The organism is Pseudidiomarina aquimaris (genome assembly GCF_003987395.1).
GTDB classification, from domain to species: domain Bacteria; phylum Pseudomonadota; class Gammaproteobacteria; order Enterobacterales; family Alteromonadaceae; genus Pseudidiomarina; species Pseudidiomarina aquimaris.
In genome coordinates, this window is sequence record NZ_PIPT01000001.1 from 242,050 (window position 1) to 265,746 (window position 23,697).

Genomic DNA, 23,697 nt, shown 5'->3' on the forward strand with positions numbered 1-23,697 from the left:
TGCTGGCATTCCACCAACAGTCACCGTATCATGCGGCCATAGGACGGCATAAATAGCGTGTTTGGAGAAGTTATGTTCTGGAAAAAATCAGGGTCGCGGAAGCCAGCGCCTGCTGATGGCCCCTTTACCGAGCAACAAGCCGCCGCTTTACAAGCGTTCCGATTGCCAAGCTGGCAACAGCCGGTACCGCAGGAGTGGTGGCAAAAAGATGACGATACCATCACCTTGAATTTGCCCTTCGCCGCGCATTCATCCTTGTTAAGCGAGCTAGGAAGCTTAGCTTGTTTCGCTGGCATGCGATTCAAAATCAACTGTCGTATTGAGAAGTTGTCGAACTCACAGCCAGAATTGCCTTTAATTTACGGCAATGTAATTGTCGTTTCGTCGGGCAAAGGCGGAGTAGGGAAATCCTCGGTGGCGGTGCAGTTGGCGTTAGCGCTCGCAGAAACGGGCGCGACCACAGGGCTATTAGATGCTGACGTCTACGGCCCTTCGTTACCGACAATGCTTGGGGGCGGGGACGAAAAACAAGACATGTCGCCCCAAAATAAGCTTATCCCTCATCTACGCCACGGCGTTCATGTCAGCTCGATGGGGTATTTAGCAGATGCCAAAGAAGCAGCAATATGGCGCGGCCCGATGGCGAGCGCAGCATTGCAGCAATTGTTTCGCGATAGCCAATGGCCACGGCTTGACTATTTAGTCATTGATATGCCACCAGGCACTGGCGATATCCAACTAACCTTGGCACAGAAGATGCCCGTCACCGGCGCTGTGGTGGTAACGACGCCACAAAACGTTGCCCTAGCTGATGCTGAAAAAGGCATTGCGATGTTTCGTAAGGTGGGGATTCCGCTGACCGGCTTAGTTGAAAATATGAGTTTCTACCATTGTCCAAACTGTGGTTTTGAAGAAGCTATTTTTGGTCGTGCAGGTGGCGAGCGTGTAGCGCACGATTACGACGTTCCGCTCTTAGCCCAATTACCACTTGCAAGCGCTGTGCGCGAAGCTTTGGATGCCGGGGCTCCGTTACTTGCTAGCGACCCAGATCATGAACTTAACCAGCCGCTTCGCGCGATGGCCGCAGCGATAGCAGGACAGCTTTATTTGCAGGAGAAAGCAAAATGCGCTTAACCGATCGACAGATTGTGAGCTATTTAGATGCGCAACGCATCGGCATTGAACCACGGCCGAAGGCGGAAGACATCAGTGGTGTGACCGTTGATATCCATTTGGGCAATGAATTTCGCGTGCTTGAAGATCATGCCGCCCCCTATATCGACATTAGTGGTCCGCGCGAAGCGATCGAAAGTGCCATAAACCAAATCATGAGCGAACCGATTGTCCTGCAGCCAGAGCAAGCGTTTTTTATTCATCCGGGCGAATTCGCCTTGGCAGTAACACATGAGAGCGTGACGTTACCTGCAGATATGGTGGGGTGGCTTGATGGGCGTTCGTCGCTGGCTCGTTTGGGTCTAATGGTGCACGTGACAGCGCACCGGATTGATCCGGGTTGGTCAGGACAGATTGTTTTAGAGTTTTTTAATAGCGGCAAATTACCGTTGGCACTGCGGCCAAATATGAAGATTGGTGCGTTGAGCTTTGAATTGCTCGACGAGCCTTGTGAGCATCCCTACAGCAAACGTAAGGATGCGAAGTATAAGGACCAACGCGGCGCTGTTGCTTCACGCATCAGCGCCGACGATAAAGACTAGCGCAGTGGGCGGGCGTGTGATGCGCCCGCAAAAATGGCATTGCTGAGAACGATATTTAAGCCGTCGAGATAAGCTCGATAAGTTGGCTCTTGAGCGAAGCTAATCACCATCCCACGGCCACGCGGCTGCCACATCAAGTAGGGCTTATGCGCTAACTGTTGCTTGTTCTCTGCCCATAAATAACCACTTGCTAAGACCTCATCAGCAGCTGCATAAGTCAGCAGATTACGGCCATTGGTGATGGTCAAAGGCCGGAAAATTTGATTGCCAACGGTGATGCTATTGACGTTCTCCGGCACGCCCGCCGTTAACCAGTGCTCTTGGTCAACGTTAAGCTTAGTGATAACCCCAGAGGTCCAGTAGGGGTCAGTCGTTGCGCCATTGACATAGTCATGCAAGTGAGCGGTCGACTCCAATAGTAAACCTTCGACTTTCGCCTCCTTGTGCACGTTCACTTGTGTGTCTTTCGCAGCACTCTCGAGGGCACTGGCTAGCAGTTCGTTTTGTACTGCCCACGCCGAACTGGTGCCCATCGTGATTAACACGCCACCGCGTTCAACCCAGTGCTTCAGGTTATTGGCCCCGTCTTCACCGAAAGCCCCAGCTAAATTGCCGTAGCTGGTGGGTAGGATAAGTACCTGGTAATGGCTTAAATCGGCACGGCGTAATTGGTCTGCGCGAATAGCGGTCACGGGGTAGCCTAATTGACGCTCAATAACAAAGCGCGTGTGACCAGCGTTTAAGCTACTAAAAGGTTCATCCCAAGCCATAGCGATATTTGGCGCAGGCATTTGCTGCACGTTGTTAGAGCCAAAATTCGGACCGTCAACGATCCAACTCGAGTCAATCCCATTGATGGTTGCGCCTGATTGTTGCGCAAGCTGAGTGAGGCGATCTACTAAGTCAGCATCATTGTCGGCGACGGTAAAGATCAGTGAACCGGCAGGGTAGCGCTGACCTGATTTAAGGGTAAAAGCGAGGTCGCTTTGTTTCACGCTCAGCCCTTCGCGTAAAGCTGCAGTGAGTAAACGTGCGCCATTCATATCGCCCCACGCCGATAAAAATGCAACTTTGGCATCTGCGTTTGTCACTTTGCCAGGCACAACGGTCGCTTTACTCGCCGTTTGCAGGTCGACCCGCGGGGCACGTTGGCAACGCTGCTGCTCAAGATTAAACATCAGCGGTAACGACCAAGCCGTGACATCGTAAATTTGGTCCGGCAAGTTATTCGCGCGCAAGCGTTCTTGCTCGTCGAGGAAGTCTTGCGCCATATCAACCTGATCATCAAGTAAGGTGCGGATCATGTAGTGCGCGGGTTGTGCGCTATCAATCACCAAACTACCCGCTGCAAAATCACTCCCACAAGCAGAGAAAGCTGCATTGCTCTGTTGCACAGCAACGCCATGTTGCGTGAGGAGGCCGGCAAGGCGCTGTGCACCCGCTTTGTCTTCTGCTGCATTGATATAAATATAGCGTTCGTCACTTTCGCGACCGTCGGCGATGGCTTGCTTCCGGTAGTTCCAGAAGTTCTTTAATAACCGCTCGCGTTCGCGACTCGCCGTTTCAATGGTCGCCAAAGAAGCAACGAAATGGCGCTGCACCCCGTCGGCATAGGTGAGGATGTCACCATCTTTCGTGCGGAAATTGTGTCCACGTGCTGACGCCATCTCATAGGTCATAGCTAAAGTACCGTGGTACAGCGGCCAGCTTGCGCCATAACCTGGGTAGAAGGCATCAAAGATTTCGCGGGTAAAATAATCATAACCCTGCGCGTCAAACCAGCGCCCATTGTTTTCGCCAATGAGCCAGAGTGACTCACGTTGGCTTTTGGCAATGAGTGGGTTGTAAGGCCGGGCTTCCGGCGTGAAATAGTAACTTTGATCACCGCCCATCTCATGTAAATCAACAAAAATCAGTGGGTAGGTATCGAGGAGGGCATCGACCTGTCCGGCAACTTCAGGTTGGGTAAGTGCGAGCCAGTCACGGTTAAGGTCAAATAGGTAATGGTTGCTGCGTCCGCTCGGCCAAGGTTCATTATGTTCCGCAGAAATACGATCACTGCTATGTTCAAGCCCGGCCGTCATGTAGTAGCGGCTGACAAAACGTGCGCGACCGTCAGGGTTTTGCACTGGGTCGATGAACACCATAGTGTTGTCGAGCCATTGTTGGGTGTCGGCATCGCCGGCAGCCAAAAGGTGCCACGCCGTCAGTAAGGCCGCCTCAGGTGATGAAATTTCGTTACCGTGGACACCATAAGACAACCAAATACTACTTGGAAGTTCAGCGATGAGTTCTTTTGCATCGCTTTCTTTAATGTTTTGAGGGTTAGCGAGAGCGGCCATCCCAGCACGGTAGTCGGCGAGTTCGCTGGTATTCTCGGCGCTGCTAATCACGACATAATAGAGCGGGCGACCTTCCCAAGTTTCCCCGTAATGGATAACTTCCACTTGCTGCGGGTAGGCTTGTTCAAGTTCTGAGAATGCTTGATAGATAGCCGCAGGGCTGGAAATTTTGCTGCCTACCGGATAGCCCAGAAGGGTGTTTAAGTCGACTTTGGCATTTTCATAATTGACGTCTAAGCCAAGCGTTTCATTTGCTGAATCAACATTCACGGGGGTTGCTGCAGCGAGCGGTGTGCTTAAGCACAGGAGTAGCGCAGCAGATAAATGTTTCAACTTCATGATTAAGAGCCTTTTATGCTGTTGTTAGTAGTGTAATGGCGCGATTCAATGCCTGGCGCAGACTTGCTTGGTCGTGTCGTTGCGGCGCAGTGCTATCCGCATGAACACTATTAATGTGTGGCAAGTCGAGATGCGTGTCAGCATGGTTGGTGATCACAAAATCAATCATTTGCCGCTCCAGCCGCTGCTCCAACCATCGCAGCCTTTCACTTAACGGCAAAATCCCTGCAGGACTGTGTTCGGGTAACAGATTATCAATAAAAATAACTGGCGCAGGACTGCTTTCGATAGCTTCCACGATCCCCTCGACGAGTAGCGGCGGCATGATCGAGGTTAGGAAGCTGCCTGGACCAATAATAATTAACTCACTACGGCGTAGGTGCTGTATGGCTTCTGGTGTTGCCGTAGCGGCTGTAGAAAGCCGCAGATCACTTGGCATATGATGCAATTGATCAACCAAAAGCTCACCAAAACATTCGAATCCTTCATGGGTATCGGCGACCAAATCAACCGGTGACTCGGACATCGGGAGCAAGCGCGTATTCACGTTCAATAGTCGACTCAACAACTGAATACCATCGAGCGGACGTGCACTAACTTGATTCAACGTATGGAGGAGGAGGTTACCAAAGTTATGCCCGGCAAGCTGCGGGTCATCGTTGAAACGGTAATTAAGTACATCGGCAGCCAGTGGTTGATCCACCAGCTGTGACAAGCAATTGCGGATATCACCCCAGGCAATGGTTTGATGCGAACGACGCAACAAGCCACTCGCACCGCCGTTATCCGTGGTGGCGACAATACCAACCAAACGTCGTTCGAGAAACCGCAAACTGGCAAGCACACGACCTAAGCCGTGACCGCCACCAATGGCAGTCACTCGTTTCATGCTATCTAATGGCGTTCCAGTGTGCTGATTTTTAGAAGTTGGCATTCGCGCTATTCCTAAGCGTTCACGGTTGAACATTGTAAATTCCTCACTACTTTATGCGCGCAAGCGCTATTTCGCAATTCTAAACACTACTTATCCGAGAGCGGAGCCTAGAATTTTGTAAGTTCTGTGCAAAAGCAAAGTCAGCGCATACATCAACCGACTAACCTTAAGGGTATATAGCCATTGTTTTGGTTAATAAATAAGCAAACGAACTTATTTGCACTGTAAATGCCGTGTAAAGGGGGTTACCCCCATTGCATTTACCTAGTAGGTTCATATAATATTCATCACATATTACATGAGGTATACAATCATGTTAACTAAATGTCTAGTTCGTAGTGTAATTGTTACGAGTGTTGCTGTCAGTTTAACTGCTTGTGGCGGTTCGTCTGACAGTAACGATGAAGCACAAATGGCACGTTTTACGCTAGGTGTAAGTGATGCACCGGTCGATAACGCGGATGCTGTAGTTGCATGCTTTAATGCTGTGGAACTAGTGGGCAATGGACAAGGTACACAAACGTTCACCGTTGGTGATACTGAAAATACCGTTGCTAGCAACGACATTTGTAAAGACGAGAACGGCGACACGATTCCCAACACCTTCGGGGTGGACTTGCTGAGCTACACCGGTTCGGATTCAGCAAATTTAATCGAGGGAATCGAAGTTGAGCCAGGTAGCTATGGTCAGTTACGTCTCGTTATGAGTGAAGGTTCTTACGTGCAGGTTGGCGACGAGCAACTGCCACTGCAGGTACCTTCCAATGAGCTTAAATTTGACAGCTTAACGCTTGATATCAACGGTAATGCTTCATATACCGTTGAATTTGATTTGCGTCAGGCGATGGTTGACCCAGTAGGTATCGCTGGTTATTTCCTTAAGCCACGTGGAGTGCGTTTGGTGAATAACCTTGAAATTGGCCATATCGAAGGGACGCTTGCTGAAGAGCTGTTAATTAATAATTCATGCACGGTCGCACCAAGCGACGTGTCTGAGCCAGTGGCTGTGGTGTATCTCTATGAAGGAACTGACTTAGAGCTCACCACCCTGGCAGATGTGGGTGGGGCAGAGACCCATCAACCGTATGCCGTTGCAGCGGTGTACTTTGATGGCGTTTCTGCCTACACCTTTTCTGTCGGTTACGTAGCGGCAGCTGATTACTCCGCTGCGTGGAGCTGCCAGACGGATGACGATCCTGAGGCAGACGATGACCTAACATTTAATGGAGTTGTAAATGTTAGCGTTGATGGGGATGGTGCAGTGACGGCTGTAGACATCTCTGGATAAACACGCTGACACTAAGTTAGTGCATGTTTATCACTTTGTTCTCCAATTAAAAGCCCCGCAAGGGGCTTTTTTGGTTTTCTGCGGCAATGGCTTTTTTTTCCCTGCTATTCAGGCCATACTTAGCCTCATTCTATTTTAATCAAGCGATGCAGTATGAAACTGAAATCAACTCTGTTAACCACAGTTGCGCTGGTTTTTTCAGGTTTAAGTACTCAAGTTTACGCGCAACATGCGCAAGATGAGTGCGGCACTGACGCCAAACAGACCTGCAGCTATGAAGTTACACAACTCTGTGTTGCCGAACACAAGCAACCGATGATGCAGGTCGAAATAGCCGACACTTTTGGCAAGCGCGCCCGCGGTCTAATGCATCGCGAGCAGCTTGCGCAAGATCAAGGAATGTGGTTTGTGTACCCAACCGAACGCCCCGGCTATTCTGGCTTTTGGATGCACAACACTCTTATCCCACTGGATATTGCTTATCTCGATAAAGACTTACGTGTTGTGAAAACCTTCACAATGCAACCCTGTACCAGTAAGAATCCACGCAATTGTCCCTCGTATCGACCTGATGCAAATTACTGGTCGGCGCTGGAAATGAGTGCTGGATATTTTGCTACCCATGACATTAAAGTCGGAACCCAACTACAACAATGCCAACAACAGGAGAGTAACCGATGAAGAAGCTTTCGGTACTGGCTGCGAGCATGCTCGTGATTGCGTGCAGTCCTGCCAGTGAACCTGAATCTACAACGTCACCGCAGGTGGATGTTGATCCTTATAGTTTCAATGAAAACTACCGTGACTATCTTGCCACGCTAAGTTCTGACGAATTTGAGGGCAGGGCACCGGCCAGTAAAGGCGAGCAATTGACCGTGGCTTTTGTTGAGGAGAAATTCCGCAGTTGGGGGCTCAAGCCATACAACCAAGAAGAAAACAATTATCAGCAGCAAGTCCCGTTAGTCAAAATGACGCCTTATAGCGTTTCTAACATGACCTTCTCAAATAATGACCTGGGTGAGTTCGCTTACAAACAAGACATGATGGCTTGGTCACCGCGCGTGCAAGAAAGCGTCGAGTTAGCGGATAGCGAGATGGTTTTTGCGGGCTACGGTATCGTCGCACCAGAATATGGCTGGAATGACTACGAAGGACTCGATGTCGAAGGCAAAACCGTGGTGGTACTGGTAAATGATCCAGGCTATGACTCAGGCGATCCTGAAGTCTTCAATGGTAAAGCAATGACCTACTATGGCCGCTGGACCTATAAATTTGAAGAAGCTTCGCGTCAGGGCGCAGCCGGTATCATCGTTGTTCATGAAACCGGACCAGCAGGGTATGGCTGGGGCGTGATTGCCGGTGGTTCTCCGGTACGCTTTGATTTGGCGCGCGAAAATAAAAATATGGATCGCACCGAAATTGAAGGTTGGATCACCACCGAAGCCGCGGACAAGCTCTTTGCGCGTGTTGGCTCATCTTACGCGGAAATGCGTGAGCGTGCGCAACAAGCAGACTTTGCACCTGTGCCGTTAGAAACAGCGATGTCGGTTAGCGTGCAAACAGACTTTGAATACCTTGATTCGCCAAATTTGATTGGTTATATCGAGGGTAAAACCAATCCAGAAGAGCATGTTATCTACATGGCACATTGGGATCATATGGGTATGAATCCGATTGCCAGCGATGACCAGATTTACAATGGAGCGCAAGATAACGCTTCTGGTACTGCAGGGGTTATGGCGATTGCGGAATTCTTTGCAAGCCAGCCACAGCCGAACCGTTCAGTGCTTTTCATCTTAGTTACGGCTGAAGAACGTGGTCTGTTAGGCTCTCAATGGTACGCGAACAACCCGATGTTGCCGCTTGGTAAAGCTGTAGCTGGAGTTAACATGGATGTTCTGAACGTTTATGGACCGATGCGTGACATGGTGGTCGTTGGCCATGGTAATTCAGAGCTTGAAGAGTACTTGGCTAAGTATGTTGAACAGCAGGATCGTTACGTAGCACCTGAACCAACACCTGAAGCAGGTTCATTCTACCGCTCAGATCATTTCAATCTAGCGAAGAAAGGCGTGCCGATGCTGTACGCAAAAGGTGGTAACGATCATGTTGAGCATGGTGAAGCTTACGGTAAAGAAAAACGTGCCGAATACGTGCAAATTGCTTACCACAAGCCGGCCGACGAGTATGATCCGGAGTGGGATCTGCGTGGTATTCAGCAAGACCTGTGGCTGTATTACTGGATTGGTGATGAGTTAGCTAACTCCGACGCTTGGCCGAATTGGTATGCTGGAAATGAGTTCCGCGCAATTCGGGATGAAACTGCGAGCGAACGCCAGTAAACTATTAGCTCTAGGTGAAGTACGGCGGCGACTTAAAGCAGTTGCCGCCGTTTTTTATGGTCACCAAGCAAGTTGGTGAAGGAAGACCTTAAGGAACCAATGTTTTGAGTTATACGGCAGAGATTTTTGGCGTCATTGCGTTAATCACGAATTTTATTGCTTATCGTCAGCCCACGGCAGACCGTTACCGCATCGTTTCGGCCGTGGCCCTTGGTGCCTTGTCGATACATTTCTTTATGCTCGACGCCATTGCCGGCGGGATTGTTACCGGTATTGCGGTATTACGTAACTTCATTGCCTTGCGCTGGCAGGGCGCCATCGTATTGTGGAGTTTCGTGGCGATCCATGTAGTTTTCCTCTTTATCGAATGGCAATTTCCGATCACGGCACTCCACTTCAGCGACGGCTTTCACATTGAGTTCTCAGATCAGCCCAGTCACTGGTCGATTTGGATTGCCTACGCATCGTCGATTATTTTTACCGTAGGCTCGATAAAACTGAATGACCCAAGCTTGATTCGCCGCTGGTTTATCTTAGCCGAATTACTCGGGCTTGCTTATGCGATCATCGTTGGAAGTGTTTCAGGCACGGTATTCAACATCGTGAATTTATCTAGCATTATTCTTAAATTGTTACAGGATAGACGCCCACAACGCTTGTAATTTGCACTATTCGCCACAATAGTAAGATTAAGTTCCGAAGTAGAAGATATGAGACCTATGCTTATTTACATTCGCCAATGGCAAGAAAAAATGAAACCACAACCCAGCGCGAATCCGCTTGTCGTGCTGTTCAGCTGGTTGGTTTTTGGTTTCTTCTTACTATTGGCTTTAGGGTTGGGCCTGTTGTTTTTACTGGTCGGCTGGATTCTTTTGCTACCCGTTATGTGGCGTAAACGCCGTGAGCTGAAGCAAATGTGGCAATTCAAGAAAGCCGCCCAACAAGCGCAACGCGATGCGCAACAGCGTTATCAGCAGCAGCGGCAACAAGCGCAAGACCGTAATGATAACTCCGTTATTGACGGCGAATATACCGTTAAGGACGACGACCGCTCACGTTAGTGAAGGTGCGGCGGCGAGTGAATAGACGTTTACTCGCTGCCCATAGCAAATCAATCAAAACAGCTACGGCCAGTGCAAACAAGGCACCGGTAGCCAACGCCCGTTGGTTAAGTGGCACATTAAAGCTGTACTCCGTAAGCGTACCTTGTAGTAATTCCTCATTATTTTGCCAGGCGAGCGCCCACAACTGTGCTGGATAGCTTTGTTGGTGCAGTTGGAGCTGCTGTTCAAATAAAGCCACGCGGGTAACGAGTTTTTCAATAATGGCAGCCTCTTCCTGAAATGCTGGTTCGTTACTCTGCCGATGTGCCTCGATGAGGCGTTGTAGATCGCCTTGGTAGTGGCGGTCAGCAAGTGCTTGATAATCTCGATAGTAGACCATGGCTTCAGCGTATTGTGCTGCAAGACGTTGCTGATATTGGGTCAGGAGATTTGGAGCTTGAATGCCGACAAGTAGGGCGGTAGTGGCAATCAGTAGTATAAAGTAGCGGTAAATCATGACTAAGGTTACCTCAATGGCTCGAGGTAACCTTAGCATGATGCTGTGGTACCAGCCTAATCTTCTTCGCGGACCTTTGGTGGGAAGGTGCGACGAACGATGTAGAACAGCAGCGGTACAAAGAAAATCGCTAAGATTGTGCCGCCGATCATACCGCCAATGACGCCGGTACCAATTGCCTGACGACTCACCGCACCGGCACCTGTAGAAAGCGCGAGCGGCAATACGCCAAAGGTAAAGGCGAGCGATGTCATCAAAATCGGACGCAAACGCAACCGTACCGCTTCCAAGGTCGCAGCCAGTAGCTCTTTTCCTTGTGCCTGAAGGTCTTTGGCGAACTCAACAATAAGAATTGCGTTTCGGGCCGAAACACCTACCGTGGTCAAGAGACCAACCTGGAAGTAAACGTCGTTCTCTAGGCCACGCATGGTTGCCGCAATGACGGCACCTAGCACCCCTAGCGGTACCACTAGCATAACCGCGAAGGGAATCGACCAGCTTTCATAAAGTGCTGAAAGACACAAGAAAACAATCAATAGCGACAGGGCATAGAGCAGCGGCGCTTGATTTCCGGAGACCTTTTCTTCCAATGAAATACCGCTCCATTCATAGCCGACGCCACTTGGTAACTGCTCGATCATCGCCTCCATGGCCATCATCGCGTCACCAGAGGATTTGCCTGGAGCTGCTTCACCTTGAATATTCATGGCAGGCACGCCGTTGTAACGCTCAAGACGCTGCGGACCAAAGGTCCAGCTGGAGGTTGCAAAAGCCGAAAATGGAACCATTTCGCCTTGGTCATTGCGTACGTACCATTGCTCTAGGTCTTCAGGCGTCATACGGCTCTCCGCAACCCCTTGTACATAGACTTTCTTTACCCGACCGCGGTCGATAAAGTCATTGACGTACGTCGAGCCGAAGCCGTTGGCTAAGGTCGCATTGATTTGCTCAATCGATAGTCCAAGTGCTTTGGCTTTCTGGAAGTCGACGTTAATTTTGAATTGTGAAGTGTCTTCCAAGCCATTCGGGCGCACACCGACTACGTCAGGGTTTTGCGCGGCCATACCGAGCAGTTGGTTGCGCGCTTGGAGTAAACCTTCATGACCTAAACCACCACGATCCTGCAAGTAGAGGTTGAAGCCACTCGCGTTACCCAATGACGGAATGGATGGCAAGTTGAAAGCAAAGATCATGGCTTCGCGAACTTGGCTGAAGTATCCCATCGCTTGGCCAATAATGGCCTCAATTTGCAGCTCAGGTGTGGTTCGTTCAGACCAATCGGTCATGCGCACGAAAGCGAGACCGGCATTTTGGCCTTGACCACTAAAGCTAAAACCTACCACCGAGAAAATTGAGCGAATCCCCGAAGCTTGATCGAGGTAGTAGTCCTCGATTTTCTTCATGGTTTGCATGGATTGGTCTTGCGTGGCACCTGCAGGCAACTGCATCTGCGTTAGGAATACACCGCGATCTTCGTTCGGGATGAACGAGCTTGGCATACGCATAAACATATAAACGAGCACTGCAACAAGGGCGAGGTAAATTGCCACGAAGCGCAAACTACGTTTAATAATACTGCCTACGCCGTTGGTATACTTTTCGGTGAGGCGATTGAGACCGCGATTGAAGCCACCAAGAAGACCTTTAGCTTTCTTCTCTTCGTCAATTGGCTTCAGCAACGTCGCACACAAGGCGGGGCTGAAGATAATCGCCACCATGACCGAGAGTCCCATGGCGGAGATGATCGTCACTGAGAATTGACGATAGACCGCACCGGTGGAGCCACCAAAGAAGGCCATCGGTACGAATACCGCAGCCATCACCAAACCAATAGCGATAAGGGCGCCAGTAATTTGCCCCATTGATTTAATGGTTGCCTTGCGTGGTGAGAGTCCCTCATCGTGCATCAAGCGCTCAACGTTCTCGACCACGACGATCGCGTCATCCACGAGCAAGCCGATGGCAAGCACTAAGCCAAACATGGTAAGCGTGTTAATACTGAAGCCGAACGCTGACATGATGCCAAAGGTACCCAACACGACCACTGGAATAGCGAGGGTAGGGATCAACGTGGCACGCAAATTCTGCAGGAATAGCAGCATCAGCAAGAACACCAAGACAAAGGCCTCGAAAAGGATCTTAACCACTTCAGTAATCGAGGTCTCAACAAATGGCGTGGTGTCATAAGGGATGACCAATTCAACTCCCGGAGGGAAGAATTGCTCGAGTTCGGCCACACGCTCTTTTACCGCAGCGGCAGTATCTAAGGCGTTCGCTCCGGTAGCTAGATTAATTGCTAAGCCAGTTGCAGCTTGGCGATTATAGCGTGCGATGGTGGTGTAGTTTTCGCCACCCAGCTCGACCTTAGCGACATCTTTGACCTTCACTGCCGAGCCATCATTGTTCACCCGCAAAAGAATGTTTTCGAATTCTTCAACGGTTTCTAAACGGGTTTGGGCAATGATAGATGAGGTTAAGCGTTGACCTTCAACCGCTGGTGTGCCCCCAAGTTGACCTGCGGCGACTTGGTTGTTTTGTTCCCGCAACGCAAGCACCACATCGGTGGTGGTTAGGTTATAACGGGTTAGTTTTTGCGGATCGAGCCAAATACGCATGGCATAGGGTGAACCGAAAAGTTGTACATTACCCACACCAGGGGTCCGCGCAATCGGGTCTTTAATGTTACTTGAAATATAATCGCCAAGGTCGATTTGATTGATTTCAGGATTGCTCGAAATCAAAGCAAGTACCATCAAGAACGAGTTATTCGACTTGGCGACCACCAAGCCTTGATCTTGCACCGCTTGTGGTAACAACGGTACCACCAACTGCAACTTGTTCTGTACCTGTACTTGCGCAATGTCGGGGTCGGTACCTGCGGCGAAGGTGAGGGTAATACTGGCATTGCCCGCAGAATCACTCGCCGACGAGAAATACATCAGGTTATCGATACCGTTTAAGTTCTGCTCGATAACCTGAGTCACACTTTCCTCAAGTGTTTCCGCAGTCGCACCTGGATAGGTTGCATTAATTTGCACCGACGGTGGGGCAATCTCAGGGTATTGCTCGACCGGCAGTTGCGTGACGGCGAGACCACCCGCAAGCATAATTACGATTGCAATCACCCATGCGAAAATTGGGCGATCGATAAAAAATTTAGCCATAGGTTACTTCACTTCTTCCGTTTGCACTGGCGCACCAGGTTGAATTTTCTGTAGACCTTCAACAATGACTTGGTCTCCCGCCTCAAGGCCACTGCGGACAATCCATGATTTTCCGCTGGTGCCGTCGAGTTCGAGGTAACGTTGTTCGACTTTACCTTCTTGGTTAACTACCATGGCCACGGCACGCCCACGAGGGTCACGCGAGACACCGGTTTGCGGGGCTAGCAGCGCGCCTTGCAGTGAGCCAGAGGCAACTTCGGCGGTGACGTACATGCCAGGTAAGATGCGTCGCTCAGGATTAGCGAATTGCGCACGCAAGGTAATTGAGCTGGTGGTTGGATCTACAGTCACTTCGTTGAAAAGCAGCTTGCCTTCGGCGAGCACTTCTTTGCTGCCATTGGCAAATAAACGCACTTGCGGCTGATTATCAGCCGTCATACTAATACGCCCAGCGGCAATCGCTTGTTGGAGTTGTAAATACGCTTCACTACCTTGTTGAATATCAACGTAGATGGGATCCAATTGATGAATCATGGTTAAGGCTTGCGCCTGACCCACACTTACTAAAGCACCTTCAGTCAGTAAAGAACGACCAATACGACCACTAATCGGGGCTTTTACTTTGGTGTATTCGAGATTGAGTTGCGCACGTTCAAGCTCCGCCTCAGCAACCTTAAGTGCTGCTTTGGCTTGTAAATAAGCGGCTTCGGCTTCGTCAAACTCTTGTTGGCTGACGGCTTTCTTTTCGAGCAGGCCCTGGAATCGCTCGAAGCGCGCACTACTTGCCGCCAACGTTGCTTGCGTTTGCGCCACTGCGGCTGCAGCTGCACTTACGTCCGCCTCATAGGTGGCCGCATCAATTTGATACAACGACTGGCCAGCTTTGACCTCGCTGCCTTCGGTGAAGAGTTGCTGCTCGAGGATACCACTTACTTGTGGACGCACTTCTGCGCTGCGATAAGCAGTCGCACGACCGGGTAACGTGACATTGATCGCAACATCTTGTGGTTGCAGTGTGACGACGCCCACAGTTTGCTGTGGTTGCGCTTGCTGTTGTTGTGCAGCACCTTCATTGTTGTCGCTACAGCCGCTAATAAAGAGCGCGCTAGCCAAGACAGCTGCGGCGATTGGTGATAGGTTACGTTGACGCATTAAAATCTACCTCATACATTTGGGGTGCGTTTTTTTTAGGTGCTCAATTATACATACATACATGAATGTTTGTAAGTGTGAATCGCATTTTTATTAGTGGTACGTCGACTTATTGGTAAAAGTTTATGTCATTAACCTTTCGCAAGAGTTTAATTGTTGGGGCTGTGGTTCTCATTGTCGGATTGATTGCTATTTGGTGGTGGCACAGCGCAATTGATAGCCAAGGCTCGCGCCAACGTAACGCCCAATACACTGAGTTGCTAGAGCTCTCTGGCCAGTTAAATCGCGACTTACCGCGTCTTTTGGATCGTCAGACGCGTTTTGAGCGCGCCGAAGTCGTCAATTATGGTATGCGTTTTTACTACAGCCTCGTGAGTGTGGACCGCTTTACCCATGACGAAGCGGCACTGGCAGAGCAAGTCGAGCCGCAATTACGTGAGGCCTATTGCAACGATGACAACCTCGCTTTTTATCGGGAGCGAGCGGACTTCATTGAGTTTCAGTACTTAGATCAGAATGAGCTAAAGATTTTTCATTTCCGTTTTAGTCCAGACGACTGTCGGACAGACTAAAGGTAGATAGTATGAAATTAACAACCTCTCTAGCGCTACTGAGCGTGCTCGTGACCTCTAGCGCAATGGCTGAGACGCCAAGTTACCAAGACCAAGAACAACTGCATGCTATTGCCGCAGCGGTTTCCGCAGATCGTATCGAACAAGACATCACCAAGTTGGTTAGCTTTGGTACGCGCCATACGCTGTCCCAAACAGATTCAGATACGCGTGGTATTGGTGCCGCGCGACGCTGGATAAAGGCAGAGTTCGAAAAGATATCTGCAGCTTGTGGAGGCTGCTTAGAGGTTTATTACCAAAGCGATGTGATTAGCGGTGAAACGCGTATTCCTGAAGCAACTGAAGTGGTGAGCGTAATCGCTGTACAACGTGGCTCAGTCGACCCGAGCCGGTATGTCATTATGTCGGGCGATATTGACTCACGCGTTTCCGATGTGATGGATGCCGTTTCAGATGCACCGGGTGCGAACGATAACGCCTCAGGTGTTGCGGGAACGCTTGAGGCCGCGCGCGTGCTGAGCCAATACGAGTTCGCTGGCAGCATTGTATACGCTGCGTTAGCAGGTGAAGAACAAGGCCTATTCGGCGGCAGAATCATGGCTGAACAAGCGCAAAAAGATGGCTGGCGGATCAAAGCGGTGTTAAACAACGACATGATCGGTAATATTGAAGGTATCAATGGCGTCATCAACAACACTACGGCGCGCATTTTCGCCGAAGGAACGCGTATGGATGAAACTGATGCTGACGAGCGCCGCCGTCGTTTCACCGGTGGCGAAGTTGACTCACCAAGCCGCAATTTAGCGCGTTACATTGATTGGATGGCTGATCGTTACATTCCGAACCTCGATACCATGGTTATATACCGCTTGGACCGTTTTGGTCGCGGCGGCCATCATCGGCCGTTCAACGATTTAGGTTATCCGGGTGTACGGATCATGGAAACTAACGAGAACTACCACCGCCAGCATCAAGATATTCGTGTTGAAGACGGTATCCGTTATGGCGATACCCTTGATGGCGTTGATTTTGACTACGCTGCCAAACTCACCGCATTAAACGCCGTGTCCTTGGCGAGTATGGCATGGGCACCCAGTCCACCTGCAAATGTTCAAATCAAAGGCGCGGTGAGTCCCGACACTTCGTTGTCATGGAACGCAGCGAGTGCTGCCGAAGAAGACCTTATTGCCGGCTATCGAATTTACTGGCGCCACACCGATGCTCCTAACTGGGAGTTTAGTCGTGACGTAGGTAAAGTGAACGAGTACACCCTCGAGAACATCGTTATCGACAATTACTTCTTTGGTGTTGCCAGCGTGAGTAAAGACGGCTTTGAAAGCCCGGTCGTCTTTCCTGGACCTGCCGGAGCCTTCGGTGAATGAACCCAAAGCCGCCTAAAAGTGACAACGCTCAAGCCAATAAATGGCTTGAGCGTATTTTAGATTCTAATCATATTCTCTGGATGATCTTCGTCCTGTCGATGCTGGAAGCGACGATTATTCCTGTCCCACTTGAGCTTGTACTTATTCCCTTATTGCTGCATGAGCGCGAACGTTGGTTTGCGATTGCCACGGCGACACTTGCGGGCTGTTTAGTTGGCGCCGCAATTGGCTACAGTATCGGTTACTTTTTATTTGATAGCGTGGGGCAGTGGGCACTCAGTCTCTTGGGTTACGAACAAGCTTTTGCGGAGTTCAGTAGTGAGTTCAAAAGCGACGGTTTTGTGACCTTGCTGTTGGTGGGGATCACGCCCATACCGTTTCAAGTGGGTATGTTGACCGCGGGCAGCACCGGCTATTCATTCATGTTGTTCATGTTTGCCGCATTCATAGCTCGTGGCATTCGCTACTACGGTCTCGCACTGCTCGTCAATTGGTTGGGGGAGCGGGTTCTATCGTGGTGGCAAGAACAACAAAAGCAACTGGGGTGGGGCGTGCTGGTCGTTGGCCTGCTGATTTATCTGTTAGTCATTTTTGTCTGAAGGCACAGGTTCATAGGCGCTCTAAGGGATGTTCCGCGAGTGCTTTAACCAAAAGCTCTAGGCCAGCCACCCCCTCTAAATCGCGTTCAAACAGCGGCAGAAACGCAGCGGGTAGCCCCACAAAGGTCGCATGAATTTGCTCACGGTACAGTTGTTCTTGCTGCCGTCGCTGCGCCATAAAATCGCCGTCAGCGTGCGCTGGAATATTGCGATTCACCCACAATGCCGCAAGGGGGAGTCGCTGTTCCTGTAATTGTCGTACCGCTCGCTCAGTCTCAAGTAACGGTAACTTTTCTGGCGTCAACACCAATGCAATCGCTGTTTGCTGCGGATCCTTGATGACATCGCGGGTCCGTTGAAAAAGTTGTTGGCGTCGCCGCAACCGATCAGCGATGCGTTGATTACGCTCCGACAAATCGGCAACATCGTGTTGCTTGGGTTCTGCAAGTGGGTGTTGCGGGGCCCGCTGGCGAGAACTTGATAAATGATCGACGACGCCTTGTAACTGATGTGCTTTTTGCGACGTCTGCAGCATACCTTGGGTCCACGCCGACATAGCTTCAGGCAGTGTCAATAGTCGTAGCGTATGACCGGTAGGCGCGGTATCAAAGATGATCAAGTCATAACCAAGCTGTTCCCGTTCATCGATGAGACGCGCAATACTCTCCAGTAGGGCGGCTTCTTGCGTGCCTGGTGACTGTGCGGTAAGCCTCAGTTGCTTCTCGATTTGCGGGTAGAGTGTTGGTTTCACCATGCTTTTCATACTGGCAAGCACTTCGGCGATATGCTCGTCGACCTGAGTGTCAGGGTCGATTTCTAAGCCATCTAACCGCGCGTTTAGCGCCGTTATTTTACCACCAATCGGCTGCGCATAGGCGTCGCTTAAACTGTGTGCCGGATCGGTCGAGACCACCAAGGTTTTTCGCCCAAGCGCAGCGTGGTGCAAGGCGAGGGCCGCGGCGATAGAAGTCTTGCCAACGCCACCTTTTCCACCAACGAAGATGACTTTGGGAGGATGAGTTAATAGATCTGGACTCATTAGCAACAACGAAACTCATCAAAGGGCGAATGTTCCATACCCATGCGCAAATGCCACTCATGAAATTGCTCCAGTAACAGCGGCTGCAATTCCAGCGTATAATAGCTTGCGGGATTGGGTATGCCCATCATCTCGGAATAAACATACAGCATAAACAAGTCTTCTTGTTCTCGCTTAGCCCGCGCTACCGCGGCGCGGTAGGGGGCATTGTAATATTCATTAGCGAATTGGCCAGCTTTCGCTAGCCAACCTTTAATCGCGCGAATTCGCATTTTCTTTCCGTAGTCGCGTCAGCGTTGAGGCCGCCTCTAAAGCGATCCAAATGGCGGCGATAAGCACCAGCAAGTCAAGACTGAAGAGGAACCAATCGGACGCATCATAGAAACCTTTCAACTGAATCAGCAGAGCGAAGATGGTCATTACCAAGAGGAATAGTAATGGTAACAAGGTCACATACATAGGCCGTTTGAGCTTCACCAACATGGTTGTGACGACCAGTAAAGTAAGCCCCGCCAACAGCTGATTGGTGGTACCAAACAATGGCCAGATAGCTAAGCCGCCTGAGCCATCGGCGCCGCCAGCACCAAAGGCGAGAAGCAAACAGGAACCCACAGCAAGCAAGGTGGCGGGGGCGGCTTTTTCCATCCATTTGATGTTATAGATTGAGCCCCACTCTTGAAAGATATAACGTTGCAGACGTAAGCCAGTATCCATAGTAGTACCGGCAAACAAGACTGCCATGACGGTTAGCAATGTCTCGGCAATACCGACATTAAAACCGAGGCCTTCTTGTAAGATCCGCGCGCCACCAGAGACGAATGCGGTAACGCCACCTTGGCCAAAGCTGTGATAAACCGCTTGCCAATCAGCCAGCGTCGCGAAACCCGCGGTGACGGCGATGATGGTCGCTAAGGACAACGAACCTTCGCCAATGGCACCAAAATAACCCACAAACCGAGCATCGGTTTCTTTATCGAGCTGTTTCGACGTCGTACCTGAAGCAACCAGACCATGAAAACCAGAAATGGCACCGCAGGCAATGGTCACGAACAGCAAAGGAACTAAAGAAGGGGTCCCCTCCGGTGTTGCCGTATTAAAGGCCGGGGCAACCAGTTCTGGACCGCTAATTAATACCGCGCCATAAATCAGAATCAGACCAATAAAGAGCTGCAAACCGTTGATGTAATCGCGGGGTTGCAGAAGCATCCAAACTGGCAGCAGTGAAGCAATCGCGGCATAAAGGAACAGAATGATAATCCATGTCGCATTGTCAGAAAGTCCCATGACCGTCTCAGGGAGGGCTAGGGGAGCTTCAGGTCCAACAACAATCAACGCATAAAGTGCGATGACACCGAGCACCGAGACGGTACCCAAGTTTAACCATTTACGGAAGATAAACTGACCAATGATAAGCGCAACGAAGATAGCACCCCAAACCGGCACAACAGAACTAGGGAAGTTGATTAACAACCCGGAAATGGCAGTGGCGAATACTGCATTCACCATCAACAGGACTAAAAAGATAACAATCATAAACAGCGATTGCGAGCGGCGCCCGACCACATCGCCCGTCAAGGCGCCGATAGAGCGCGCGCGATTACGGTTCGAGGCCCAGATAGCGCCCGCATCATGCACACCGGCAAAAAAGATAGTACCGAAAATCACCCATAAGAACGCCGGAACCCAGCCCCAAATGACCGCTATCGCCGGACCAATAATAGGCGCAGCGCCGGCAACCGAGGTAAAGTGGTGGCCCCAGAGGACGTATTTGTTAGTGGGGACAAAGTCGACGCCATCCTCAAATTCGTGCGCTGGTGTACGAAAATTAGGGTCGAGCTTATATATCTTCTCGGCAACGAATTTTGAGTAAAAAACATAGCCGAGAAACATTCCGCCTAAACCGAGTAGCATCAGTAAAATAGCGTTCATGTGGCACCTTTTTAGTTTATGATGAGTCGCAATCCATCTCATTAAAGTGCGCCAGATCATAAGCTCAAAGGCGCATGCAAAACATTCGACAAAGGTCTAGCTTTAGCCGGTACAGTAACAAATTAAAGGATAGTTATGTTTCGTTGGTTTGAAAACCGTTTAAATCCTTTTCCGCCCGCAACGGGAGAACAACCGCCAACAGGTTTGGTTGCTTTCTGTCGTTACTTCACTCGCGGTGCCTGGCCCTATATCTTCGCAACCGGCTGCTTAATGACGCTGATTGCACTCACCGAAGTCTGGTTGTTCAGTTTCATCGGTAATATCGTTGACTGGCTGAGCGTGCAGTCTCGTGAAACCTTCGTTGCGGAACAGAAATGGTGGCTCATCGGGATGGCGGCGATTGTGCTTCTTGGACTACCGCTACTGGTTGTATTGCACTCATTAGTGACCTATCAATCGTTGCTGGGGAATTACCCCATGCGCATTCGTTGGTTAGTGCACAACTATCTGCTTCGGCAATCGCTGACCTTTTATCAAGATGAATTCGCTGGACGTATCGCAACCAAGGTTATGCAGACCGCGTTGGCGGTCCGTGAGAGTGTGATCAAATTATTTGATGTACTGAACTACGTCAGTGTCTATTTTATCGGTACCGTGGTCATTGTCGCGAGCGCCGATTGGCGCCTGGCGATGCCGTTGCTTGCGTGGTTGCTGTGTTACCTAGTGTTATTGCGCTATTTTGTCCCGCGCTTGGGGCAAGTTGCAGCCAAACAGGCAGATGCGCGCTCGGTGATGACAGGGCGAGTGGTTGATAGTTACACCAATATCCAAACCGTAAAATTATTTTCCCACGCTCAACGCGAAAGTGCCTTTGCCCGTGAAGGAATGGAACAGTTTCTTGGCACCGTCCATCAGCAAATGCGCCTAGTCACCAAGCTCTATACTTGCCTGTATCTCTTGAATTCATTGTTGTTGTTTTCGGTCGCGGCGCTGGCGATTTGGCTGTGGCTCGGCAGTCTGATTACGGTCGGCGCAATAGCGGTGGCGCTGAGTTTGGTTCTGCGCTTGTGGGGGATGAGCCAATGGATCATGTGGGAGGTTTCAGCTTTATTCGAGAACCTCGGCACCGTCCAAGATGGCATCAAAACCATCGCTGTACCCCAACATATTCAGGATCACGCCGACGCTAAAGCGCTCTCGGTACCGCGCGGAGAAGTTGCGTTTCAGCAGGTGAATTTCGACTACACCGACGACAAAACCGTGTTGCGCGACCTAACTCTGCGCATTAAAGCCGGTGAGAAGATAGGTCTTGTCGGACGTTCGGGGGCCGGCAAATCGACATTAGTGAATTTGCTGTTGCGCTTCTATGAAGTCAATAACGGACAGATTCTGATTGACGGGCAGGATATCGCCTCGGTGACGCAAGACAGTCTGCGTGAGCACATTGGCATGGTCACGCAAGATACTTCGCTGTTACATCGCTCAGTACGCGGCAATATTGCCTATGGCCGGCCTAATGCCACGGATGCCGAAATCGAACAGGCTGCGGCTCGGGCAGAAGCGACGCAGTTCATCGCTGAATTAGAGGACTCGCAAGGACGACGTGGCTATGACGCTCATGTCGGTGAGCGCGGCGTAAAACTCTCTGGAGGTCAACGTCAGCGCATTGCTATCGCACGTGTCATGCTTAAGGACGCGCCGATTCTAATACTTGATGAAGCGACTTCGGCGCTGGACTCGGAAGTGGAAGCTGCAATTCAAGAAAACCTCTATCGGCTCATGGAAGGCAAGACGGTCATTGCTATTGCGCACCGTTTATCAACCATAGCAGCCATGGATCGCCTCGTCGTGATGGATGAAGGTCGCATTATTGAAGAGGGGACCCACCAAGAGTTGTTGGCTAAAAATGGCTTGTACGCGAGCCTATGGGCACGTCAGTCAGGTGGCTTTATCGCGGATTAGAGATGACCGATTAAAAATAAATTGGAATAAAACAAAAGCGCGCTTCGTCTAATCTATGAAAACCTAGCAACGGCTATTGAGCACACCTATGACGCAATTTGATTCCATGCCACAAAACAGTGCTGACGCACAGCAACGTTATCGGGTAATCGCTCCCTACGTTGCCGGTGCCCAGGTACTAGCGGTGCAATTTATGCGCTGCCCGCAACGTGGTAAGGACATGGTGCAAGATGCCTTGGAAAAAGCGTTACAAACGTCTCATTTTCCTGCAGCTCAAAAAGCCAAGCCATGGTTTTTACAGGTAGTACGCCATCGGTGCCTGGATGAGTTACGACTTTTACAGCGTCATAGTGATGACACTGCTTTAGCTGAATTCATTGCACCGCAACCAGATCCCTTGCAGGCGCACCGACAAAACTTGGTCCAGCAAGCGTTGGCGTTGCTGCCGCAAGAACAAAGTGATTTGTTGGTACTGCGAGAATTCAACGATTGTAGTTATGCAGATATTGCCATGATCGTAGGCATCCCAGAAGGTACCGTAATGTCGCGTCTACACCGAGCACGAATGGCAATGCGTTCAGCGTTGCAACAACTAGGAGAGCGTTGATGACACAGCGAGATCCAGCATGTCGAGCCATTGAACCGCTTATCAGTGGTGCGCTTGATAATGAATTGACCCAACAGCAAAGACAGCAACTGCATCTGCACCTCGGCAGTTGTGAGGCATGCGCCAACTTGTATCGCGAACTCGCGGAGCAACGAGGAGCAGTGAAACTCGGCATGCTCCCGCCTGAGAGTGATGCCGAGACGCCAAGCGTTCGACTTTGGAATCGCTTTGGCTTTGGTTTACTTGTATTAGGCCTGATTCCGCTAGTTCTGTATGCGATTTATCAGTTCAGCCAAGACGCTACTATCCCATGGTGGATAAAACTCACTACCGCAGCGACGATTCTTGGGCTGTTACTATTATTTATCAACGTTTTACGTCAGCGGCTAAAAGCAGCAAAAACCGACCCGTATAAAAAGGTAAAACTATGAAACATATTCCTGTAGTCACCACTGAAACTGTTGCCGGCGCAACAATCGCAGCGCACCTTGGTATCGTAAGAGGTAATACCATTCGTGCACGTCACGTTGGTCGCGATATTTTGGCCGCGTTTCGAAACCTAGTGGGTGGAGAAATCACCGATTATACGAAGCTCATGGCAGAAAGCCGCGAGCAAGCGTTGGATCGGCTCCAGGCAGAAGCTGAGAGCCTAGGTGCCGATGCTGTTGTAAGTGTGAGATTTACCACCTCTATGCTAGCGCACGGTGCTGCGGAGCTTCTCGTTTATGGCACTGCGGTAAAATTAAGCGCTGATAAGTCAGATAATTAGCA

The 23,697-nt window shown here is 50.3% G+C and carries 22 protein-coding genes; 14 read left to right on the top strand and 8 right to left on the bottom strand.

Annotated features, from left to right (window positions below):
• Window positions 1–72: 72 nt before the first annotated feature.
• On the top strand, window positions 73–1,134 hold the full coding sequence (gene apbC, locus CWE21_RS01190; RefSeq protein WP_126832374.1) for an iron-sulfur cluster carrier protein ApbC: 1,062 nt from the start codon (window positions 73–75) through the stop codon (window positions 1,132–1,134).
• Window positions 1,125–1,715, top strand: a complete 591-nt coding sequence (gene dcd / locus CWE21_RS01195) for a dCTP deaminase (protein WP_126832376.1) — start codon at window positions 1,125–1,127, stop codon at window positions 1,713–1,715. Before apbC ends, dcd begins: the two co-directional genes overlap by 10 nt.
• On the opposite strand, the gene CWE21_RS01200 is transcribed toward dcd, so the two are convergent.
• Both CWE21_RS01200 and CWE21_RS01205 read right to left on the bottom strand, forming a co-directional pair.
• Entirely contained in the window at window positions 1,712–4,396 is a 2,685-nt protein-coding gene (locus CWE21_RS01200; protein ID WP_126832378.1) for a M14 family metallopeptidase, read from the bottom strand. The two genes, dcd and CWE21_RS01200, sit on opposite strands and share 4 nt — an antisense overlap.
• Window positions 4,397–4,409: 13 nt before the next feature.
• Window positions 4,410–5,330: a gluconeogenesis factor YvcK family protein gene (locus CWE21_RS01205; RefSeq protein ID WP_198675038.1), complete on the bottom strand. Its 921-nt coding sequence runs from the start codon at window positions 5,328–5,330 to the stop codon at window positions 4,410–4,412.
• 313 nt (window positions 5,331–5,643) lie between these two features.
• Here CWE21_RS01205 and CWE21_RS01210 point away from each other — a divergent pair, with 313 nt between their 5' ends.
• From CWE21_RS01210 to CWE21_RS01230, 5 genes are all read left to right on the top strand, one after another.
• A complete protein-coding gene (locus CWE21_RS01210) occupies window positions 5,644–6,618 on the top strand; it encodes a DUF4382 domain-containing protein (protein ID WP_126832380.1) in 975 nt (324 codons plus the stop codon).
• Window positions 6,619–6,771: 153 nt separating this feature from the next.
• Window positions 6,772–7,299, top strand: a complete 528-nt coding sequence (locus CWE21_RS01215) for a DUF192 domain-containing protein (RefSeq protein ID WP_126832382.1) — start codon at window positions 6,772–6,774, stop codon at window positions 7,297–7,299.
• Window positions 7,296–8,960: a M28 family metallopeptidase gene (locus CWE21_RS01220; protein WP_126832384.1), complete on the top strand. Its 1,665-nt coding sequence runs from the start codon at window positions 7,296–7,298 to the stop codon at window positions 8,958–8,960. Before CWE21_RS01215 ends, CWE21_RS01220 begins: the two co-directional genes overlap by 4 nt.
• Window positions 8,961–9,064: 104 nt before the next feature.
• The gene (locus tag CWE21_RS01225; protein WP_126832386.1) at window positions 9,065–9,622 is read left to right on the top strand and encodes a YgjV family protein; all 558 of its coding nucleotides are present in this window, start codon (window positions 9,065–9,067) and stop codon (window positions 9,620–9,622) included.
• A gap of 48 nt (window positions 9,623–9,670) precedes the next feature.
• Window positions 9,671–10,021 (top strand): hypothetical protein, encoded by a 351-nt coding sequence (locus CWE21_RS01230; protein ID WP_126832388.1) that lies wholly within the window; start codon window positions 9,671–9,673, stop codon window positions 10,019–10,021.
• Here CWE21_RS01230 and CWE21_RS01235 read toward each other — a convergent pair.
• Genes CWE21_RS01235 through CWE21_RS01245 form a run of 3 tightly spaced genes read right to left on the bottom strand, consistent with a single transcriptional unit; the run spans window position 9,996 to window position 14,836 of the window.
• A complete protein-coding gene (locus CWE21_RS01235) occupies window positions 9,996–10,559 on the bottom strand; it encodes a DUF2937 family protein (protein WP_126832389.1) in 564 nt (187 codons plus the stop codon). The genes CWE21_RS01230 and CWE21_RS01235 overlap by 26 nt on opposite strands.
• A gap of 17 nt (window positions 10,560–10,576) precedes the next feature.
• The gene (locus CWE21_RS01240) at window positions 10,577–13,684 is read right to left on the bottom strand and encodes an efflux RND transporter permease subunit (RefSeq protein ID WP_126832391.1); all 3,108 of its coding nucleotides are present in this window, start codon (window positions 13,682–13,684) and stop codon (window positions 10,577–10,579) included.
• A gap of 3 nt (window positions 13,685–13,687) precedes the next feature.
• Complete coding sequence (locus CWE21_RS01245; RefSeq protein WP_126832393.1) at window positions 13,688–14,836, bottom strand: efflux RND transporter periplasmic adaptor subunit; 1,149 nt, start codon at window positions 14,834–14,836, stop codon at window positions 13,688–13,690.
• Window positions 14,837–14,961: 125 nt separating this feature from the next.
• On the opposite strand from CWE21_RS01245, the gene CWE21_RS01250 reads away from it, so the two are divergent.
• The 3 genes from CWE21_RS01250 to CWE21_RS01260 all read left to right on the top strand — a co-directional run bounded on the left by CWE21_RS01250 (window position 14,962) and on the right by CWE21_RS01260 (window position 17,389).
• Window positions 14,962–15,408: a hypothetical protein gene (locus CWE21_RS01250; RefSeq protein WP_126832395.1), complete on the top strand. Its 447-nt coding sequence runs from the start codon at window positions 14,962–14,964 to the stop codon at window positions 15,406–15,408.
• A gap of 65 nt (window positions 15,409–15,473) precedes the next feature.
• Window positions 15,474–16,790, top strand: a complete 1,317-nt coding sequence (locus CWE21_RS01255; RefSeq protein WP_241970204.1) for a M28 family metallopeptidase — start codon at window positions 15,474–15,476, stop codon at window positions 16,788–16,790.
• Window positions 16,787–17,389, top strand: a complete 603-nt coding sequence (locus CWE21_RS01260; protein WP_126832398.1) for a YqaA family protein — start codon at window positions 16,787–16,789, stop codon at window positions 17,387–17,389. The genes CWE21_RS01255 and CWE21_RS01260 overlap by 4 nt, the downstream gene beginning before the upstream one ends.
• A 10-nt stretch (window positions 17,390–17,399) precedes the next feature.
• Here CWE21_RS01260 and CWE21_RS01265 read toward each other — a convergent pair whose 3' ends face one another.
• The 3 genes from CWE21_RS01265 to CWE21_RS01275 are packed head-to-tail and all read right to left on the bottom strand — an operon-like array spanning window position 17,400 to window position 20,357.
• Window positions 17,400–18,428 (bottom strand): ArsA family ATPase, encoded by a 1,029-nt coding sequence (locus tag CWE21_RS01265; protein ID WP_126832400.1) that lies wholly within the window; start codon window positions 18,426–18,428, stop codon window positions 17,400–17,402.
• Window positions 18,428–18,700 carry a cory-CC-star protein gene (locus CWE21_RS01270; protein WP_126832402.1) on the bottom strand — a complete coding sequence of 91 codons (273 nt, stop codon included), beginning with the start codon at window positions 18,698–18,700 and terminating at the stop codon, window positions 18,428–18,430. Before CWE21_RS01270 ends, CWE21_RS01265 begins: the two co-directional genes overlap by 1 nt.
• Window positions 18,681–20,357 carry a carbon starvation CstA family protein gene (locus tag CWE21_RS01275; protein WP_126832404.1) on the bottom strand — a complete coding sequence of 559 codons (1,677 nt, stop codon included), beginning with the start codon at window positions 20,355–20,357 and terminating at the stop codon, window positions 18,681–18,683. Before CWE21_RS01275 ends, CWE21_RS01270 begins: the two co-directional genes overlap by 20 nt.
• A gap of 135 nt (window positions 20,358–20,492) precedes the next feature.
• Here CWE21_RS01275 and CWE21_RS01280 point away from each other — a divergent pair, with 135 nt between their 5' ends.
• From CWE21_RS01280 to CWE21_RS01295, 4 genes are all read left to right on the top strand, one after another.
• Window positions 20,493–22,319, top strand: a complete 1,827-nt coding sequence (locus tag CWE21_RS01280; protein ID WP_126832406.1) for an ABC transporter ATP-binding protein — start codon at window positions 20,493–20,495, stop codon at window positions 22,317–22,319.
• 88 nt (window positions 22,320–22,407) lie between these two features.
• The gene (locus CWE21_RS01285; protein ID WP_126832408.1) at window positions 22,408–22,926 is read left to right on the top strand and encodes an RNA polymerase sigma factor; all 519 of its coding nucleotides are present in this window, start codon (window positions 22,408–22,410) and stop codon (window positions 22,924–22,926) included.
• On the top strand, window positions 22,926–23,357 hold the full coding sequence (locus CWE21_RS01290; RefSeq protein ID WP_126832410.1) for a zf-HC2 domain-containing protein: 432 nt from the start codon (window positions 22,926–22,928) through the stop codon (window positions 23,355–23,357). The genes CWE21_RS01285 and CWE21_RS01290 overlap by 1 nt, the downstream gene beginning before the upstream one ends.
• Window positions 23,354–23,695 (top strand): YbjQ family protein, encoded by a 342-nt coding sequence (locus tag CWE21_RS01295; RefSeq protein WP_126832412.1) that lies wholly within the window; start codon window positions 23,354–23,356, stop codon window positions 23,693–23,695. The genes CWE21_RS01290 and CWE21_RS01295 overlap by 4 nt, the downstream gene beginning before the upstream one ends.
• Window positions 23,696–23,697: the final 2 nt, after the last annotated feature.